We start from the raw sequence: 17,057 nt of genomic DNA on the forward strand, positions 1-17,057 counted from the left end.
AATAGAATGATGTTACCATCGGCCACCGGCTCCGCCACCGCCAAAGCTTCCGCCCCCAAATCCGCCAAAACCACCACCGCCGCCAAAGCCGCCTCCGCCTCCCCCCAAACCCCGGCCCATGCCACCCAGAAACAGCCATGGAAAGAAAGACCCTCTCCGGTTAATAATACCACCACCGCCCCTGTTGATACGGTTCATAAGGAGCAGCAGAATGATGATCACAATAATTAAAGCAGCATACGATGAATGGGAATCAGTTTTGCGAGTACCCAGCTCATTTACAAATTCGCCCCTTGTAAGCTTGATTATAGCTGAGGTTGCATCATCTAACCCCTGGTAATAATTATTGTTTCTGAAATTAGGAATAAGGATTTGATCTACGATTTGTTTAGCCTGCACGTCTGTAACCGGTCCTTCACCCCCTTTACCGGTAGCAATAAATACCTGGTGACCTGTTTCTTCCACAAGAATGACAAACCCATTGTCCTGTTTTTTACCGCCTACACCCCATTCATCACCAATCTTAAAAGCTGTTTGAGCAATATCGTTATCATCGAGCGAGGTAACAGTAACAATAACGATTTGAACTGAGGTCGAATCGCTTAAAGCATCCAGCTTATATTCCAATTGCGCTACCTGGCCTGCAGACAGCATGTGGGCAAAATCATTAACAAGCTTCGGTGGATCGGGTTTAGACGGGATCTGAAAAGCAAATACTGTATGTGCTGTAAATAGCACCAGGCAACTAAGAACTGTATTTAAGAAAATGTTTCTCTTATTCATCGTCACCAAAATCAATTTCATCTGAAAGCTCATTCTTATCCTCTGGGCCTCGTGAAAAGTGTTTTTTTAAATGTTCACCAGACATGGTAATTGCCTTAACCAAACCTTCTGCAAATTCATTATTCTGAAAATGGCCTTGCATGATTTCTTTCGTTTCATCCCAAAAATTTTCAGGCACTTTTTCATGGATACCTTTATCTCCCAAAATGGCAAAGACCTGGTCTTTACAGGCAACATAAATTAAAACACCTGTCCTATTTTCTGTTTTCTCCATTTGCATCTTCTGAAAAATCTCGATGGAGCGGTCAAGCACATTTTTCCTGCAATAGTTTTCGAAGAAAACTCTGATCTCACCTGAAGTTTTTTCTTCGGCTTCACGGATTGCAAGGACAATTTTGTCTTTTTCCTCAGCAGAAAGCAAATTTTTTGAAGAGGGCATCAGCGTTATTTTCTTGATGTATCAGTGCCCGAATGGTGCATGTCAAAATTGATATCAGGAGGATTTTGGCTGCCAGGATTTGACTTGAAATATCCTTTCTCTGTAAACCCAAACATGCCTGCCATCATATTGTTAGGAAAAGTTTTGATGTAGGTATTGTAATCCTGAACTGAAAGGTTAAAATCATCCCTTGACTTATTGATACGGTTTTCAGTGCCTTCTATTTGTACCTGAAAATCCTTGAATTGTTGCGTAGTTTGAAGAGTAGGATACCTTTCCGCAACCACCAGCAAGCGGCTGAAGGCTGAGCTCAGCTGATCCTGGGCCTGTTGAAATTGCTGGATGGATTCAGGAGTAAGCTTGGATGGATCTACAGTCACCGACGTAGCCCTTGCCCTGGCATTTATAACCTGCGTTAATGTGCTTTGCTCAAAATCCGCAGACCCCTGAATTACCTTTACCACACTGGTATAAAGATCAGTACGGCGTTGATACTGACTTTCTACCTGCGACCATTTGGCCTGTGTATCCTGGTTCTTGGTCACCATATTATTGTAGGCTCCCTTGAATGTGGAATACAAGACAATGGCAATAAGAACAATAACTCCGATAACAATCAGTGACCTGTTTATTTTCATGGCTGGAAAATTTTTTAAGTTTACGAAAATGGAAGCAAAGGTAATTATTTCGAAAAGCTAAAGTGAATTCTGTAATTTTTAATCAAAAACTACTATGCATCAACTCGTAAAAGCCTTCAACGACTATCGTTCAAAGATGAATGAAAAGATTCTATCTCAAAATAATAAAGTGATCAACCGTCTTTATAACCTTGATACCAATACGTATTCAGAAGGCGCGCTGAATGTAAAAACAAAGGAGATGCTGGGATTGGTTGCTTCCATGGTGTTGCGTTGTGACGACTGCATTAAATATCACCTGGGAAAATGTAAGGAAGCAGGAGTAACTACAGAAGAGATATTTGAGATTTTTGCAGTAGCAAATATCGTTGGCGGCACTATTGTGATTCCGCATTTCCGGAGAGCTGTGGAATATTGGGAAGCGCTGGATTAAGGTGCCGGGAGGCAAGTTTGAAAATCAAATTTTACCTAATTCGGGCCCGACAGGGTTTAAGAGGGATTCACGGTCATGTATTTTCTGAGGTGGTCTTATTGGACACATTTGCCTGTTTAACTGAAATTAAAATAACAGTTAAGTACTGAGTTTATACAATTATCTCTACGAAATTTTTTTTGACCAGGAATAGGGCAGATATCGCTTTAATAAAAAAACTGCTCTGATACTATCTTGCCAATCTTTACTTCATAGATCATTATCTCATTGATCTGTATTCTTCCCAACCCCTGCACAGTAATATCGATTTCTCTTCCTACAGCGAAATGATTTCCGGCTACAATGGGCTCAGTTGTATAACGTTTATGAGCTGCCTCTATACGTTTAACCCAGTCTTCACCTTTTTTGCGGACGTTAGCTTTGCCTTCTGCATATGCAAAATAGGGAGAATTTGGCGGGTCAATGCTTCGTACATTATCTGCAAACAGTTCGTCCTGAATCTCAAACCATTTTTCCTGCTGTGCAAGCTCACTGAACCGTGCAGCAACTTCATGAATCGTGTTTGCTTTTTCATTTCCATTAGGCTGACCTTTACCTGTAGTTATCAAATCCGGCAAACTATGCTCTATATATTGCGTCCAGCCATTAACACAGGCATTGTAACATTCATATTCAGGAACTAATCCTTCGTGCGTAAAGTGCAGTTTTGTTTTATTATCCTGTTGAGTAATTTCAAAGATGATTTTAGTTCCTATCCATTCGCTTTTGTCTTTTGTAAAAGAAAAGTAATTATCGAGCACAAGCCAAACGACCTTTTCGTCAGGAATCACTTCTATTAATTTCATTTTGCAGGAATGGACATCTTTATAATGATACGTAAACTCATCATTAAGTTTTTCTGTATTGCCATCAATTTCTTCTGACCACCATTGGCGGACATTATTGATGGCATTGAATACTTCTTTCGGTTTTTGGTCTACCAAAATGGTAGTGGTGAAATCTTGATTATTCATGTTATATTTTTATTGATTTATTATTTCACTTTTCCTTTTTATTGGGCTGCCCTTTGCCTGTAGTTATCAGGCTCAGCAAACTACGCAAATAGTAGTTCCATCCATTTGAACAATCTTTGAAACATTGGATTTGAGGAACTAAACCTAAGTGCGTAAAATGAATTTTTGTTTTATCACCTTCTGTTGATATTTCAAAAATATTTTTCGTGTCCGTCCATTCGGTTTTATCTTTTAGAAAATTAAGTTTACTGTCTGTAACAAGCCAAACAACTTTCTTGTTTGGGATTATTTCAACCAGTTTATATTTGGAATAATGCACGTCTCCAAAAACAACTTCGAATTCATCATTCAGGTTTTCTGAACTGCCTTTAAAATCTTCTGACCACCATCCGTAAACATCATTGATGGCATTGAATACTTCTTTGGGAGATTGGTCAACTAACATCGTAGTTGTGAAATCTTGTGTGTTCATGTCATTATAATTTTTAATTGTAATTCTATCAGCAAAAGTATTGTCTGAATATTACCTGTGTGGGGTGCAAAATGGACTTTGTAGCGGGTTGATTTGGACACAGTATATATCTATCTTTGTTCGATGAAACATCTCACTATAATAGTTCCTGACGGAAAAAATAACTTAAGCAGTATAGTTGGTGCTTATAAAATATTCACAAGAGCTAATGAATATTGGAAGGAGAACAAGAGAAAGGAATTGTTTAAAATAGAATTAGCAGGCATTTCAAAAGAAGTGGAATTCTATGGTGGTTTATTTACAGTGAAGCCGCATACACACATTTCCTCTATAACAAAAACCAACCTTATTATCATTCCTTCATTGAACCATAATTATCAAAAAACCGTAGAGAAAAATAAGCTGCTTATTGATTGGATCGAGAAGCAATATAAAGATGGTGCTGAAATAGCAAGCATTTGTACCGGTGCATTCCTGCTTGCATCAACCGGTTTGCTGGATGGAAGAAGTTGCTCTACGCATTGGTCTGCTGCAGATAGTTTCCAAAGCATGTTTCCGAAAGTGAATCTACAAACTGATAAATTGATCACTGATGAATACGGTATTTATACAAATGGCGGTGCGTATTCTTTCCTAAACCTGATAATTTATCTTATAGAAAAATATTACGACAGGCAAACAGCAATTTTTTGCTCCAAAGTTTTTCAGATTGAAATGGACAGGCAAAGCCAATCAGCATTTATAATATTTAAAGGACAGAAGATGCACGGGGATGAAATAATTCAGAAGGCACAAGCTTATATTGAAAATAGACCGCATGAAAAAATATCGGTTCAACATTTGTCTTCAAGATTTGCCGTGGGCAGGCGAAACTTTGACAGACGTTTTATAAAAGCAACCGGTAATACTCCTGTAGAATATGCCCAAAGGGTAAAAATTGAATCGGCAAAGAAGGCATTTGAGACCAGCCGTAAAACTGTTAATGAAGTAATGTATGAAGTTGGCTATTCTGATGTTAAAGCTTTTCGGGAAGTATTTAGAAAATTCACTGGTATGTCGCCATTAGAATACAGGAGTAAATATAATAGGGAAGCGGTAGTGTGAAAGCTTGGCAATGGAGCCGGAACTCAGGGATATTTTTAAAATTCAGCTTGCTATCTGCCTGTCAGTAGTAATTTATTTTTTTCGCCCGACAAATCTTATTACCGAACCCTTTCCATTATGAAATAGTCCTTCATTCAATTCAATTTCCTGCTCAGCCAATTCTATAATATCAAAATTTTCAAAGTCAGATCTTATCTCGTCTATAGAAAATAGCATACCTATTTCTTTTGGCCCGCCCACTTTTTCATTTTTGCTATTATATTCCAGGTGTTTTTTGCTAAAGGCTTCAAATATCACCATTCCGCCCGGCTGAAGATAGGTTGTCAATATTTTATGGTAGCTGGATTTTTTGTCTGCAGGAAAATGAGCATAAATTAAAGCAATTGCATCAAATTGATTGATATTATAAGTCAGAAACTGAAAATCTCCAACCTCATAATTAATTTCAACCTGATGAATGGCTGCCAATTGAATTGCTTTCTTTTTTCCCTCTATGCTAAGGTCAAATGCAAAAACGGTCCAGCCAAGAGTAGCTGCATATACTCCATTTCTTCCTTCTCCATCAGCAGGAAACAATATCGTTCCAACCGGGATTTTAGTCAGTTGTTTTTTAAGGTAGTTGTTAGGTTCTTCACCATAGGCAAATTCCTTTTTACTATATCTGTCGTCCCATTTTTCTTTCATTACTATTAAAGTTTTACCATTAATTAAATTGATTCCTGAATACTTTAACTAAAGGGGGGCTGCTGTTGCGGGGGTCAGGCGACACGGCAATGGCTTACGGCTAATATTTTATTTATCTTCAGAATTTATATTTCATTACTAGAAAGCTTCACGGTTTTAATCTCATTATGTTCAAAAGTTAAATTAACAGATCGACCTCCTTTCGGACGTGTTCTGTGTTTTACATTCACAGGTACCGTAAATAATTGCCCCGGCAATAGTTCCACTGTATGTGTTTCGAGATCAATATATAGGGAGCCTTCGATGGCTAAAAAAATTTCATCAGAATTAGGATGAAGATGCCAGTAAAAAGGCTCAGTCATGATACTCATTCTTATGACATGATCATTTATTAAGCAAAGTGGCAAATTAAGATAATCAGAAACTTCATCTTTTGATTCACTATTAATATCGATAATTGTTAACGGGAGAAATTTCATTACATCGTTCATAAAGACTTCTGATTGTTACCTGGTTTGCTATGATTAAAGCTGCTTGTTTGCAGAACTAGCTCTTTAACCTTTTGAGCAATAAATTCAAACTGCTCTTCCTGCAAAAGATGTTTAGCTTCTACCGGAAAGGTTGGTACGTCGGGCCGAGCTTTTTGAAACTGCACTGCAAACTCATCATAGGGAAGAAAGGGGTCATTTTTTCCCCAAATTAATTGTACAGGATAAACAGGGTTTTGAACAGCTGCATAACAGGTGGTCGTAAACTCATGTGTTTGTTCAAATTGCCGCATGATCTTTAAAAACGCCTTGCCATTATCTTCTCTTTTCAGAAGGTCAATGTAGGCAGCAGTTTCTTCTTTGGGTATAGCATCCAGGTTTTCTACGCATGCATATTTCATCATTAAAGGCCAGGTAGCATGCGTTAAAGTCATAAGCTCTGCTTCGCCTAATATCGGTTTTTCAAAAGGACGCATGAGCAATGGTTTGGTGAAGTTTTCCAGGTCGAGCATAGAATTTAAAATGGTAATGGACCTGACACGATCGCTAACCATAGCAGCTAAAGCGAAACCTATAGGCGCCCCGATATCATGCACTATTAAATGGAATTGCTGCACCCGGATATTGTCTAAAAAATCTTTGCAGAAAGAAGCAAACACAGGAAAGCGGTAGTCAAAATCTTCCGGCCTGTCTGACAGCCCTAAACCCGGCAAATCAAGAGCTATAGCCCTTAGTCCGGAAGTTTTTAATTCTTTAACTACTTTACGATATAAAAAAGATGAGGTCGGTACCCCATGAATACAGAAAACAGTTTCACCTGTTCCCTGGTCTAACATAAATGTTTTGATGCCATTTATTGTTATATACCTGCCTGAAGCTTCATGCTCACTAATGACTTTTTTAATTTTTTCAGCATCCATAAAATATTTGTTCAAACTGCCTTTTTATTTTTTCAATCCTGCATAGTAAATTAAAGAACCAATACCTACAAAAAGATGAGTTATTTCAACCAGAGCCATGTTGCTGATGGTCAGCGCACCGTCAACCACGCCCCACAGGTCTGCGGATAAACCCAGCGCATGTGTAATCATATTTGTCAGTAAAAGTGCTTTAATAATTTCTGAATTGTTTTGATTACGCAGGAAATAGTTATAGCACCACTGACAATAATTAGTCCGCCCATGCCTCTTAAAACGGATAATGTGGGAGGCGTTGTTTCAATGCTTAAAAACCCTGCTGGAAAGCTTGGGATAAAGAACATCACTGCACCAAATACAAACGAAGCAAGGGCTGTTACAAGAAGAAATATTGAAAGTCTCATTGTTATTTTGCTAAGAATTAAAAGTCATCAATGATATGGTTTCTTTTTGCGGTATAATATTAAATCCCATCTGGATGGTTCAGATTAATGCGGGTGTCAGTGAGTTGCCAGTAATTCTGATTACTTCACTTGCTGAATTATACTTGCCTGAAGCACTTTGATGTCAATAAATTACTCGAAGTGTTTACCTGATAAAATAAAAGTGTTTCGTGCCATATACTTTTTAGAAAAGTACCAGTAACTGGTATTACTACAAAAGTTATTTATTGATAAAGCATAGGTGATTATGACTAACGGAAGCATCCAATTTCAATTAATTAAGCTTTGCAAAAGCTCAACTCAAAATAAATTAGCATCTTGGCTGTCCAGGTTATCCATCAAAATATTATTTCTTTATGCACGACAAACGCCTCTTCCTTCTCGATGCGTTCGCACTGATTTACCGGGCATATTTTGCCCTCAGCAAGACTCCTTTTTACAACTCCAAGGGATTAAACACCACCGCTATATTCGGGTTTACAAATACCCTTGTCGATTTAATTCAAAGGGAAAAACCCACCCACATCGCTGTGTGCTTCGACACGATGGCGCCTACCAAGCGCTCTGAAGATTTTTCAGAATATAAGGCAAACCGCCAGGAACAACCGGAAGATATATCGCTTTCTATGCCGCACATTAAAAGGATCATTGAGGCTTTCAAAATCCCTATCGTGGAGCTTGACGGTTATGAGGCTGACGATGTGATCGGGACATTAGCAAAAAAAGGCGAGGCGATTGGTTACAAGGTGTACATGGTAACGCCGGATAAGGATTTTGGACAATTAGTGACAGGGAATATATTCATGTACAAGCCTGCTTACCAGGGCAGGCCCATAGAGATATTAGGAGTAGAAGAAATTAAGAAAAGATGGGAGATCGATGACACCAAAAAAGTGATAGACATACTGGGTCTAATGGGTGACTCAATAGATAACATTCCCGGTTTGCCTGGGGTCGGAGAGAAGACTGCTAAAAAATTGGTAAATGAATTCGGCTCCATTGAAAATCTTGTCGATCATCCTGAACAGCTAAAAGGAAAACTTCAGCAAACAGTAATTGAAAATAAGGAGCTGGCTCTGCTTTCTAAAAAGCTCGCAACGATCGACATAAATGTGCCGGTGAATTTTGAGGAAGAACGGTTAATAATGGAACAGCCGGATAAGGAAGAGCTGACCAGGATTTTCAATGATATGGAATTCAGGACACTGGGAAAACGAATAATAGGGGAAAACTATTCGGTGATTTCGGAAGGAAAACAAAAAAATCTATTCAGTGAAGAAGCCGCTGCCGTTGCCACCAATATTGTTTCAGCAACGATTAAAGAAACTGTAACTGCCGAGAAAAATATTTCAAATACCGAGCATCAATATCATATAGCAGATTCCAAAGAAAAGATTTTGGAATTGGTACATCAGCTTTCTCAGCAAAAGGAATTTTGCTTTGACACGAAATCTACCCAGGTCGATGCAAATCTTGGAGAACTGGTGGGTCTTTCATTTTGCTTCAGGCCAAATGAAGCTTATTACATTCCAACTCCACCGGACTTAAATGTTACCCTTGAAATTCTATCCCATTTTAAACCGCTTATGGAAAATGAAAGTATTCTGAAAATAGGTCAGAATATTAAATATGACATCCTGCTCCTGAAATGGTATAACATTGAAGTGAAGCCTCCATTCTTTGATACGATGCTTGCGCACTATCTCATAGAACCCGATCAACGTCATACTATAGATATCCTTTCTGAAAATTATTTAGGTTATGCACCCATTCGCATTGAGGAATTGCTGGGCAGGAAGGGAAAAAACCAGGGAACCATGCGCGATGTGGAAATAGATAAAGTTTCGGAATATGCCGGTGAAGATTCAAGCCTTACGCTTCAGTTAAAAAATATCTTTCTTCCCCTGTTAAAGAAGGCAGAAGTAGAAAATTTATTTAATGATGTGGAAGTTCCGCTCGTACCGGTGCTGACAGAAATGGAATTTCAAGGTGTGAAGATCGACAAGGAGTTTCTCGATGATTATTCAAAACAGCTGGAAAAAGAAATAACCCAGGTTGAAAAAGAAATTTATGAACTGGCTGGCATGCAATTTAACATTGCATCACCAAAGCAGTTGGGAGAGGTTTTGTTTGATAAGCTGCAAATTCCATATATAGGCAAGAAAACAAAAAGTGGTCAGTATTCTACGGACGAAGACACCTTAAGCAAGCTTGCTAAAGAATTTGAAATTCCTAAAAAAATACAGGATCACCGCGAGCTTTCTAAATTGAAGTCAACTTATGTAGATGCACTTCCTTTATTAATTGTTCCGAAAACGGGAAGGGTGCACACCTGTTTCAACCAGGCAATTGCTGCGACAGGACGATTAAGCTCAAATGATCCGAACTTACAGAATATACCTATCCGAACCGAGCGCGGAAGAGAAATCAGGAAAGCCTTTATTGCAAGGGATGATGAGCATGTTTTGCTCTCCTGTGATTATTCCCAGATTGAACTGCGTATTATAGCATCCCTGAGTGATGATGAAAATATGCTTGATGCATTCCGTAAAGGCCTGGATATCCATTCAGCCACTGCTTCAAAAGTTTATAATGTAGAGCTGGGTACAGTTTCATCTGAAATGAGGCGAAATGCTAAAGCGGTAAACTTTGGAATAGCCTATGGGCAATCTGCATTCGGTCTCGCTCAGACATTGGGAATCTCGAGAGGTGAGGCAAAAGAAATTATTGATAATTATCAAAAACAATTTCCGGGAGTAAGTACTTTGATGGCAGGCAATATTGAATTTGCGCGCTCCAGCGGATATGTGCAGACTGTTCTGGGAAGAAAAAGATATTTGCGTGATATCAATTCAGCCAACTTTACCGTGCGCGGTCAGGCCGAACGGCTTGCCATAAATGCCCCCATCCAGGGATCTGCTGCTGATATGATAAAAGTAGCGATGATCAATATTCACCACGAATTCAAAAAGTATAAATTCAAAAGTAAAATGACCCTTCAGGTACATGATGAGCTTGTGTTCGATGTATATGAACCTGAACTAAATGAAGTAACAGAGATTGTGGTAGAGAAGATGAAAAGCGCAATGCCATTGAAAATACCTATTGAAGTAGGAGCCGGAACTGGCAAGAATTGGCTAGATGCGCATTAATCCCGACCGATATTTTACTTATCATACGTTGAATGGCACAATAATCTACAACTGAACAAAGAGATAAGTCAATTTTTAACGATTATAGAAGTGTGTACCATACCAGTATCGGTTTTAATAGTAACAGCATAAATTCCTTTCGGAATTTTTGAAAGATTCAGCCTGGAGTCTATTGAATTTAATAATTCCGAGAAAATGGTCCGACCAAAAATATCCGTTAGGGAAATAAAAGAAGGTGACTGAGATGCGACTTCTAAATGGACAAACAAATCATTAGTAACCGGGTTTGGATAAAGTCTTACATTTTCCTTTTTCTGTTCTGGTTCCTGAACCGCTACATTGCAATTGTAGTAAGCTACCTCATGCTCCAGGCTTCTGTTTACATTTAGCCGGCCACCACTTACTGTTTTATCTTTAAGATCGGCAATAGAATCAATTCCTTCCAAAATAAATTTTTTTATCCGCAGTGCTGTTCCTGACGGATCGTTTAGCGCATCAATAACGAGTTGATTGCACTGCAGGGAATAAAGTAACGAGACTGCACCTGCAACGAAGGGTGCAGATACAGAACAACCCGTAGAATAGGTATAAGCATTATTTTGATCCGTACTTAGTATGTTGGTTCCAGGTGCCCCCAAATCAACTGTTGTGTCACCCCAGGCTGCACCACTCGGGTATTTCTGATCGGTTGAAGTAGTATTTGTTACTGTAATAAGCCAATCACTCGCACAACTGGTAGGCACATCATTTACAACATCTATATCTACGTTGGCATTGCTGGTAGCTACTACGTTTAAAATTCCTACCCTTCCCATGCTGTCGTACATTGTACACCACAAGGGATGGTTCGCCGGGTCTTCTCCAAATTCTCCAAGCCCCAATGAGGCATTTGCTGCAACGACCAAAGCGCCCTTTGTTCCCTGAGATTGATTGTATAAAAAACGCATCTCCAAAATGTAGCTGTAACTCGCTATAACCTGCGCCTCAGTTCCTAACCCAATCACAGGCATAATTTCAACATTCCAATTCATACCTGTTATCCCAATTTCATTATTGCCGGTTGCGCCTGCAACGCCTGCTACCTTTGTACCATGAGATGAACTACTTATTATGTTATTAGTATCAACTGCATTCCATCCATCGTAATCGTCCACATACCCGTTTGAATCATCATCAACCTGGTTATCAGGAATTTCATAAGCATTTTTCCAAAACCGGATATCCTGGTGTGCAAGATCGAAGCCATCATCATCTATGGCTATTACAATCGTTGCACCGTTTGCCATGGTGCCTCCTGTAGTTAGATCCCATGCATCTTCTGCACTTATATCGGCACCCGAAATACCTGTAATACCTTGCACAGATTGACCTGTGTTTGACAATCCCCATTGGAACTTAAAATCCGGATCATCAGGAGTATTTCGTGGCTTAACGAAGAAATTAAATTGAGCATTTAAAACACGGTTATCATGTTTTATTGCACTCAGTAAAGCGTTTCCGTTTATAATCGAGCTGTTAAAGTGCAGCAGCCATATGTTCATTCTTTTTGATAGCAGTTGCGAAAATCTTAACTCCGTAGCGCGACCCTGGAAAGTCGAATACGCCGATATAAAGTCGGTGCCTTTTATATCCTTTTTCATCATTACAATTAAATCGCCATCTATATGGTTCATGGCATAAGATTTCTGAAAAGAATAAAAAGGAAGAAATAATAAAAATGATATGAAAATTTTTCTTGAGGTATAAAAAGTAAAATTCATAGAAATGCTCTTAACAATAGGGTTTAAATTATCAATTTCACTTTCTGATTACCAGTTTTTGCCGGTGAACTGAGTCTTTATTTTTTATAGCCACGAAATAAATACCATCGGGTAATTCTGATGCATTGAGGTTAAAAGTTTGTGCAGGAGAGGAGGGAATTATTTTAATTTCTAATTGCCCCGAAATATTCCATACGCTTAATTCATCTGTTGTAATGCCTTTTGGTAATTGAATAATAAAGATACCATTGCCGGGATTCGGATATATCTTAATATTTTCAGAATGGTTATCATCAATACCGGTGCACTCAGCCACCGTCACGATTTCTGAATCTATTGCATAGCAACCAGCATCATTTTGATAACTGTAATAAATAGTGAACGTGCCAATACCCGCTTCATCAGGCTGAAAAAAATTTCCCGAAATGCCAGGTCCTGAGAATAATCCTCCTTCAGGGCTTCCTGTGAGCAAAATTGAAGTTTGATAAGTACAGTAAAAAGAATCTAAACCTGATATGCTTATGAGTGCCTTATCAACTACGGTTATTGGACTGGAAATATTAGTGCAACCTTTTGAATTGGATACTGCCACTGAATAGGCACCTGCGTTGATTGTGGCGTAGGAATCGGTAATGGCGCCTGCGATATCCACACCATTGATCATCCACTGATATTTGAACCCGGTATCAATCAAGGCGTGCAGAACACCGCCTGCACATACCGTTGAATAGATGCTTTCCATAATAAAAGCGGTAGGACCACAAATGGTATCGGTAATATGGTAAATGGTTCCGTTTATAATTCCCGCAGTATAAAGCTCCTGCAAATGATCTTCGCCGAAGGTGACAAAATTAAAACTCGTATCATCACTAACCAGCGATTCGATCCATGCTCCATTTTCATCCTCGAATAACGTATAAAACTTGCCGCTGCAGTAATCATTAAAAATATATCTTCCGAATAAATTTCCATATTCCGCACCGCGATAAACAAAGCCTCCGGTTATAGAACAATTTCTATCAGGGATAGGAGTATGCATGTATTCATATATTGGAAATGTGACGTTCGCCACTCCACTGCATAGCGATAAATTATAAGGGTGATCGCCTTCGTAGCACCGCCATCCATAGTTGAGCATACCTGCTGAGAAAGCCTTTTCAAGATCCACTTCCTCGAGTAAATCCTGACCTACATCGCCGATCCAGAGGTTGCCAGTGAGGTGATCAAAGCTGAAGCGCCAGGGGTTTCGTAACCCAAGATCCCATATTTCCGGATATGCCGAGGTGTCAAGCACAAAGGGATTATCAGACGGTATTGTATAAGGAAGTTCATGGTTTACATCAAGGCGTAACATTTTTCCCAGGTAGCTTTTTTTATTTTGAGCATTATTAAAGGGGTCACCGGCGGATCCTCCATCGCCCGTTCCTATATATAAGTATCCATCATGGCCGAACTTAAGGCAACCTCCATTGTGATTAGTAAAAGTGAAGTGCGGAATCTGAATAAGTATTTGCTCACTGTTAGTGTCTGCAACACTTACATTATTGGAATCTGTTTGAAAGCTTGAAATCCGAAGAGCGCCCGAATCTTTCTCAGTATAATAAACAAAAAACTTTCCGTTGACTATATAAGCAGGATGAAAGGCAAGCCCTAATAAACCGCGTTCACTATTTAAATTGTTTATCCTTAAATGTATATCTAAAAATGGAACCGGTTTTTTATTTCCTGTGGAGTCGCAGACGTATATAAATCCATCTTTTTGCACAATAAAAAGACGACTGTCGCCGCAATTTTCAATATCAACCGGGGAAGTGTAACCAAAAGAAAAAGGAATGAGCTTAATGGTTGATTGCGAATGGACCAATTTATTGCAACAGCATATGCAAACAATAAGGAGTAAATATTTCTTCATAATAAGAATAGGTAATTCTTTAGTGGCACTAACGAAAAAAAAAATTAAGGATTGTAAGATAGATTGGGTGATAACCATTTCTCAACGTACTTCACCGGCACACCTTTCCTCATTGCATAATCTTTTACCTGGTCCAGGGCAATTTTCCCTATTCCGAAATATTTTGATTGCGGATGAGAAAAATAGAATCCACTTACCGAGGATGCAGGATACATTGCAAAATTTTCAGTGAGAATTATCCCGCAATTTTTTTCTGCATTAAGCAAATCAAACAATGACCTTTTCTCAGTATGATCAGGGCAAGCGGGATATCCGGGAGCCGGTCGAATACCAATGTACTCCTCTTTTATAATTTCTTCAGTGGAAAGCGCTTCCTCTCTGGCATAACCCCAATATTCTCTTCTCACGAGCTCATGCAACGTTTCTGCAAAGCCTTCTGCAAGACGGTCTGCCACTGCTTTGATCAAAATAGAATTATAATCATCATTATTGCTTTCAAATTCCTCAATTAATTTTTCAATTCCAATTCCCGCTGTTACAGCAAAAAATCCCATGTAATCCCCGGTATCACCTGATAGCGGGCGTATAAAATCTGCAAGAGAAAAATATTGTTGTGCTAGGGCTTTTTCATTCTGCTGGCGCAGGAAATGGAAACAGGTTTTTTCGTTTCCTGCTGCATCATAAATCTGAACATCATTGTCATTAATTGTTGCGGCAGGATAAAAACCGATTACTCCTTTAGCACGTAATGATTTATTTTTCACTACCGTGTCAAGCAAAGTATTGGCATCATCAAACAGTTTTTTTGCTTCCGATCCAATTATTTTATCTTCAAAAATTGCCGGATATTTTCCATGTAATTCCCACGTTTGAAAGAAAGGAGTCCAATCTATTCTTTTCCTTATCAGCTCCAGTGAAAAATCCTCAAAAGCTTTAATTCCGGTAAAGGAAGGTTTTGGTGCAGTATAATTATTCCAATCGATACGGGTCTTATTTTTTCGGGCAAAATCTATGGATACAAACTTTTTATCCTGTTTCCTTCCGGAATACTGAGCCCGCAATTCAGAATATTCCCCTTTGATTTTATTTGAAAAATTTGCTTTTGTTTCTTTTCCCAGCAAACTTCCTACAACCGTAACGCTCCTGGAGGCATCAAGGACATGTACCGTATCGCTTGAATAGTTAGGGGCTATCTTAACTGCCGCATGAACTCGTGAAGTGGTTGCGCCACCAATAAGCAGGGGCGTGGTGAATCCCAATCGCTCCATCTCTTTCGCAACGTGCACCATTTCATCAAGGGATGGAGTGATTAATCCACTCAGGCCAATAATATCTGCATTTTCCATTCGGGCGGTCTCCAAAATTTTTTCAGATGAAACCATAACTCCCAGATCGATAATGGAATAATTGTTACAGGCAAGTACTACCCCTACTATATTTTTACCTATATCATGTACATCTCCTTTAACCGTAGCCAGCAAAATTTTTCCAGCTTTAGTGGGGTTAATTTTCGATTTTCTTTCTTCTATGAAAGGAGTTAAATAGGCAACTGATTTCTTCATCACGCGGGCACTCTTTACTACCTGGGGCAAAAACATTTTTCCTGAACCAAATAAATCACCGACTACGCTCATGCCATCCATAAGCGGCCCTTCTATTACTTCTATTGGTTCAGAATATTTTTGACGTGCTTCCTCTGTATCCTGCTCAATAAATTCCACAATTCCTTTTACCAATGCATGCTTTAATCTCTCTTCCACCGAGAGCTTCCTCCATTCATCCTCCTGCTCCACCTTTTTGCCCTTTCGTTTTATCGTTTCAGCAAATGACACCAGTCGTTCGGTTGCATCAGACCTACGGTTAAATAATACATCTTCAATTGCCTCCAGAAGGTCTTTAGGAATTTCATCGTACACTCCAATCATTCCGGCATTTACAATTCCCATGTCCATGCCCGCTTTCACTGCGTGATAAAGAAATGCAGTATGCATGGCATCTCTCACGGTATTATTTCCGCGGAAAGAAAAGGAGAGATTGCTTACTCCTCCGCTTACTTTTGCGTGAGGCAAATTTTCTTTTATCCATTTTACAGTGCGGATGTAATCAATGGCGTAATTGCTGTGCTCTTCGATCCCAGTTGCAATGGCAAGTATGTTTGGATCAATAATAATATCCTGCGGAGGAAAGCCAATCTTTTTTATTAACAGGTTATAGGAACGTTTGGCAATTTGTATTCTTCTTTCAAAAGTGTCTGCCTGGCCTTTTTCATCGAAGCACATGACTACTACAGATGCGCCGTAGCGTTTTACCTTTTTAGCCTGCTGAAGAAATTTTTCTTCGCCTTCCTTCATTGAAATAGAATTTACTATTCCCTTTCCCTGAATACATTTTAATCCTGCTTCAATAATTTCCCATTTAGATGAATCAATCATTACAGGCACCCTTGAAATGTCCGGCTCTGCTGAAATAAGATTTAAGAATTTCACCATAGCCTCTTTCCCATCCAGCATTCCTTCATCCATATTCACATCAATTATCTGTGCACCATTTTGAACTTGCTGCAATGCGACGGCAACAGCTGCTTCGTAATTTCCTGATAGAATTAACCTGGAAAATTCCTTGGAGCCGGTAATATTGGTACGTTCCCCGATATTTATAAAATTTGTGGAAGGGGTCAGTGTTAGTGGTTCGAGACCACTCAGGCGCAGATAAGGTTTTATAACTTTTTTTTCTTCGTCAATTTCGTCCATGTCGATTAGCACCTAACCATTAAATGCGCTACCTATTTAATGTTAAATTATTATTTGATTTGTACAGTT

16 protein-coding genes are annotated in these 17,057 nt (G+C 39.1%); 3 read left to right on the plus strand and 13 right to left on the minus strand.

All coding sequences use genetic code 11. The features are described from left to right. Positions 1-12 precede the first annotated feature (12 nt). The 3 genes from H0W62_12070 to H0W62_12080 are packed head-to-tail and all read right to left on the minus strand — an operon-like array spanning position 13 to position 1,860. Entirely contained in the window at positions 13-783 is a 771-nt protein-coding gene (locus tag H0W62_12070; GenBank protein ID MBA3649264.1) for a TPM domain-containing protein, read from the minus strand. After that, positions 776-1,222 carry a TPM domain-containing protein gene (locus H0W62_12075; protein MBA3649265.1) on the minus strand — a complete coding sequence of 149 codons (447 nt, stop codon included), beginning with the start codon at positions 1,220-1,222 and terminating at the stop codon, positions 776-778. The genes H0W62_12070 and H0W62_12075 overlap by 8 nt, the downstream gene beginning before the upstream one ends. A 5-nt stretch (positions 1,223-1,227) precedes the next feature. Then, positions 1,228-1,860 carry a LemA family protein gene (locus H0W62_12080; GenBank protein ID MBA3649266.1) on the minus strand — a complete coding sequence of 211 codons (633 nt, stop codon included), beginning with the start codon at positions 1,858-1,860 and terminating at the stop codon, positions 1,228-1,230. A 94-nt stretch (positions 1,861-1,954) separates the two neighbouring features. On the opposite strand from H0W62_12080, the gene H0W62_12085 reads away from it, so the two are divergent. Beyond that, on the plus strand, positions 1,955-2,293 hold the full coding sequence (locus H0W62_12085) for a carboxymuconolactone decarboxylase family protein (protein ID MBA3649267.1): 339 nt from the start codon (positions 1,955-1,957) through the stop codon (positions 2,291-2,293). A gap of 206 nt (positions 2,294-2,499) precedes the next feature. Here H0W62_12085 and H0W62_12090 read toward each other — a convergent pair whose 3' ends face one another. Then, positions 2,500-3,306 (minus strand): SRPBCC domain-containing protein, encoded by an 807-nt coding sequence (locus tag H0W62_12090; GenBank protein MBA3649268.1) that lies wholly within the window; start codon positions 3,304-3,306, stop codon positions 2,500-2,502. A gap of 25 nt (positions 3,307-3,331) precedes the next feature. Next, positions 3,332-3,778, minus strand: a complete 447-nt coding sequence (locus H0W62_12095) for an SRPBCC domain-containing protein (protein MBA3649269.1) — start codon at positions 3,776-3,778, stop codon at positions 3,332-3,334. Positions 3,779-3,901: 123 nt separating this feature from the next. Here H0W62_12095 and H0W62_12100 point away from each other — a divergent pair, with 123 nt between their 5' ends. After that, on the plus strand, positions 3,902-4,882 hold the full coding sequence (locus H0W62_12100) for a helix-turn-helix domain-containing protein (GenBank protein MBA3649270.1): 981 nt from the start codon (positions 3,902-3,904) through the stop codon (positions 4,880-4,882). Between the two features lie 72 nt (positions 4,883-4,954). Here H0W62_12100 and H0W62_12105 read toward each other — a convergent pair whose 3' ends face one another. The 5 genes from H0W62_12105 to H0W62_12125 form a co-directional block, all read right to left on the minus strand. After that, positions 4,955-5,566: a class I SAM-dependent methyltransferase gene (locus H0W62_12105; protein ID MBA3649271.1), complete on the minus strand. Its 612-nt coding sequence runs from the start codon at positions 5,564-5,566 to the stop codon at positions 4,955-4,957. A gap of 125 nt (positions 5,567-5,691) precedes the next feature. Then, positions 5,692-6,045 carry a cupin domain-containing protein gene (locus tag H0W62_12110; protein MBA3649272.1) on the minus strand — a complete coding sequence of 118 codons (354 nt, stop codon included), beginning with the start codon at positions 6,043-6,045 and terminating at the stop codon, positions 5,692-5,694. Positions 6,046-6,053: 8 nt separating this feature from the next. Then, on the minus strand, positions 6,054-6,974 hold the full coding sequence (locus H0W62_12115; GenBank protein MBA3649273.1) for an alpha/beta hydrolase: 921 nt from the start codon (positions 6,972-6,974) through the stop codon (positions 6,054-6,056). 24 nt (positions 6,975-6,998) lie between these two features. Further along, on the minus strand, positions 6,999-7,145 hold the full coding sequence (locus tag H0W62_12120; GenBank protein ID MBA3649274.1) for a hypothetical protein: 147 nt from the start codon (positions 7,143-7,145) through the stop codon (positions 6,999-7,001). Positions 7,146-7,150: 5 nt separating this feature from the next. Continuing rightward, complete coding sequence (locus H0W62_12125; protein ID MBA3649275.1) at positions 7,151-7,375, minus strand: hypothetical protein; 225 nt, start codon at positions 7,373-7,375, stop codon at positions 7,151-7,153. A 395-nt stretch (positions 7,376-7,770) separates the two neighbouring features. Here H0W62_12125 and polA point away from each other — a divergent pair, with 395 nt between their 5' ends. After that, positions 7,771-10,566 carry a DNA polymerase I gene (gene polA, locus H0W62_12130; GenBank protein MBA3649276.1) on the plus strand — a complete coding sequence of 932 codons (2,796 nt, stop codon included), beginning with the start codon at positions 7,771-7,773 and terminating at the stop codon, positions 10,564-10,566. A gap of 68 nt (positions 10,567-10,634) precedes the next feature. On the opposite strand, the gene H0W62_12135 is transcribed toward polA, so the two are convergent. The 3 genes from H0W62_12135 to metH form a co-directional block, all read right to left on the minus strand. Beyond that, positions 10,635-12,239 (minus strand): S8 family peptidase, encoded by a 1,605-nt coding sequence (locus H0W62_12135; protein ID MBA3649277.1) that lies wholly within the window; start codon positions 12,237-12,239, stop codon positions 10,635-10,637. Between the two features lie 124 nt (positions 12,240-12,363). Next, a complete protein-coding gene (locus H0W62_12140) occupies positions 12,364-14,238 on the minus strand; it encodes a PQQ-dependent sugar dehydrogenase (protein MBA3649278.1) in 1,875 nt (624 codons plus the stop codon). Between the two features lie 44 nt (positions 14,239-14,282). Continuing rightward, positions 14,283-16,988, minus strand: a complete 2,706-nt coding sequence (gene metH, locus H0W62_12145) for a methionine synthase (protein ID MBA3649279.1) — start codon at positions 16,986-16,988, stop codon at positions 14,283-14,285. Positions 16,989-17,057: the final 69 nt, after the last annotated feature.

The sequence above is a fragment of the Chitinophagales bacterium genome (assembly GCA_013816805.1).
GTDB lineage: Bacteria > Bacteroidota > Bacteroidia > Chitinophagales > UBA10324 > MGR-bin340.